The sequence below is a fragment of the Mesorhizobium sp. M2A.F.Ca.ET.037.01.1.1 genome, from assembly GCF_003998075.1.
GTDB lineage: Bacteria > Pseudomonadota > Alphaproteobacteria > Rhizobiales > Rhizobiaceae > Mesorhizobium.
This window is the reverse complement of record NZ_RZSA01001217.1, coordinates 1-1,727: the sequence shown is the minus strand read 5'-3', so window position 1 is coordinate 1,727 and position 1,727 is coordinate 1. Positions and strand designations below refer to the sequence as shown.

Below are 1,727 nucleotides of genomic sequence, written 5' to 3'. Positions count from 1 at the left end.
ACCCAGACGCGGATTGGTTTTTCGAACGGTTTGGCGAACATCGCAAAACTCCCTCGATCCGCAGCGATGCTACGCGGTCAGCCCGCCGCCCTTGCGGCCTTGGCCGACCATCCAGGGCAAGGTGGTGCTCACGTCTTCATGGATTCTGGCGGATTTTGCGAAACCGCAAAATGCCTCTCTGGCGGCCGTCAGCGGAAAACCGCTGTCGAAGGCCCTCTGGCAAGCGCGCAGCGCCGTTTCATAGATCGGCCCGCGCCGGTTCTTCGGCCATTCATAGAGGAATTCCAGGGCGTCCTCGAGGCACGCGATCTCCTGGACAAGGCTGTTTCCGCTCTTGACGAAAACAGGGCTGTCGAACATCCGATCGTTCATAAGATCCTCCAAGTCGAACGAACAATTTGAGTTTGATAGGGGCGGGGACCGCGGCGGTCTGCGCCCGGCTTCGATATGGGTTTACGGGTTTGAAGCGTCAAGGACCTGGCGGATGCTCTCATGCCCCATTTCTCAGGCCCGATGTTCGGCGCGCCGAGCAGTCGATCAGCCGGCATCCGTGCCGCCGGCGGCGGCCTTCTCACCGACTGGAATTGAGCTTTTGGATACGTCCCTCGTCCAGCCGGAAAACGCCATCCGTGCCGCCTTGCTGCTCGAAGTCTGTTTGAAGCTCATCCCACGTGCCGAGATATTCGCCGCACTCGGCGCAGTGGATCGGCGTTGCGGGTTGGGCATCGGCTGGAATGTTCAAACGGATGACGCCGCAAAACGGGCATTCCAGTTTGTGGTCCAGATACTGGGTGGTCATGACCGTTCAGCATCGCGCAAACGGCATGCCCGTGCAAGCCGGCGGACTTCGATGAGCCGCTGGCGGCACCGTCTGCGAAACCGCAAGCCGCGAAGCGCCTTCACGGTCGCGCAAGCCGGTAGTACATGCGCCGCATTCCGCCGGTCACATACGACCTGAAGCGGACGTCTGAACGCGCGCCCTTATGATCCGGGCTTCTCGCAAAAGCGACGGCCGGTCGCGCCCGACGGCCTTTATCAGCCTCCTGGCTTGAGCATCGGAGATGCCGGTTTTTTGCTTCAGCAGAATGACGAGCTGCTTGTCGTCAATTCGCCCATGAGAACTGCCTTCACCGGGTTCGGTCATGTCGAGGATCCTCCTTGCAACCGAACTGGAAAAACCGTCGAAAGTTTCATCGCGGCCCTGCTTTGCCTGGCCGCTCCGCTGGAGCGTTATCTGCCCAGCGGTCTTCGCGATAGCTCAGCCAGCTCCCGCTCGTCGGTGATCCCCGCCATGTAGTTCGCGATGATGCGCAAGGCCCGCCGCTCGCGCTGCTCCTCGGTTTCGTCGGCGCCGGCGCTGAGTTCAAGGACGCGGCCAAGGAAGGTCACCTCGTCCGGCAGGAATGCGCCTTTCGACAGTCTCGTAATCGGCATTGTCTCCTCCTCCGTGCCCCAGACCAAAGGATGCCCGACCGGCGGACATGCTCGTGACAAAACGGCCGCCGACCGGGCCTGCCAACCCCAAAGTTTGGCACGACCATCCTGCATGTTTGTTGATGATCCGCTCTAACCCAGGTGAATCGTAGCGCGAAACTCTTCGTGTCGAACCTAAAGCTGCGTGTGCAGCTTGCTCGCAAGCCAATCGGTGACTTTCTCGGTCAGCGGACGCGCCTGCCACTCCGCCAGGCTGATCTGCCTCGACCGTTTCAGGTCCTCGTTGAACAAGT

Annotated in this window: 4 protein-coding genes; all 4 read right to left on the bottom strand. The window is 60.9% G+C overall.

Features of this window, described 5'->3' with window-relative positions; genetic code table 11:
• Positions 1-69: 69 nt before the first annotated feature.
• The 4 genes from EOA27_RS35280 to EOA27_RS35265 all read right to left on the bottom strand — a co-directional run bounded on the left by EOA27_RS35280 (position 70) and on the right by EOA27_RS35265 (position 1,434).
• Positions 70-372 (bottom strand): DUF982 domain-containing protein, encoded by a 303-nt coding sequence (locus EOA27_RS35280; protein ID WP_126078067.1) that lies wholly within the window; start codon positions 370-372, stop codon positions 70-72.
• Between the two features lie 199 nt (positions 373-571).
• Positions 572-799 (bottom strand): hypothetical protein, encoded by a 228-nt coding sequence (locus EOA27_RS35275; protein ID WP_126078066.1) that lies wholly within the window; start codon positions 797-799, stop codon positions 572-574.
• A 144-nt stretch (positions 800-943) separates the two neighbouring features.
• Entirely contained in the window at positions 944-1,144 is a 201-nt protein-coding gene (locus EOA27_RS35270; RefSeq protein WP_126078065.1) for a hypothetical protein, read from the bottom strand.
• Between the two features lie 86 nt (positions 1,145-1,230).
• Positions 1,231-1,434: a hypothetical protein gene (locus EOA27_RS35265; RefSeq protein WP_189342151.1), complete on the bottom strand. Its 204-nt coding sequence runs from the start codon at positions 1,432-1,434 to the stop codon at positions 1,231-1,233.
• Positions 1,435-1,727 lie beyond the last annotated feature (293 nt).

Excerpts from the sequence above, each read along its gene's own strand:
- EOA27_RS35275 (WP_126078066.1), bottom strand. The coding sequence starts at position 799 with ATGACCACCCAGTATCTGGACCACAAACTGGAATGCCCGTTTTGCGGC.
- EOA27_RS35265 (WP_189342151.1), bottom strand. The coding sequence starts at position 1,434 with ATGCCGATTACGAGACTGTCGAAAGGCGCATTCCTGCCGGACGAGGTG.
- EOA27_RS35270 (WP_126078065.1), bottom strand. The coding sequence starts at position 1,144 with ATGACCGAACCCGGTGAAGGCAGTTCTCATGGGCGAATTGACGACAAG.
- EOA27_RS35280 (WP_126078067.1), bottom strand. The coding sequence starts at position 372 with ATGAACGATCGGATGTTCGACAGCCCTGTTTTCGTCAAGAGCGGAAAC.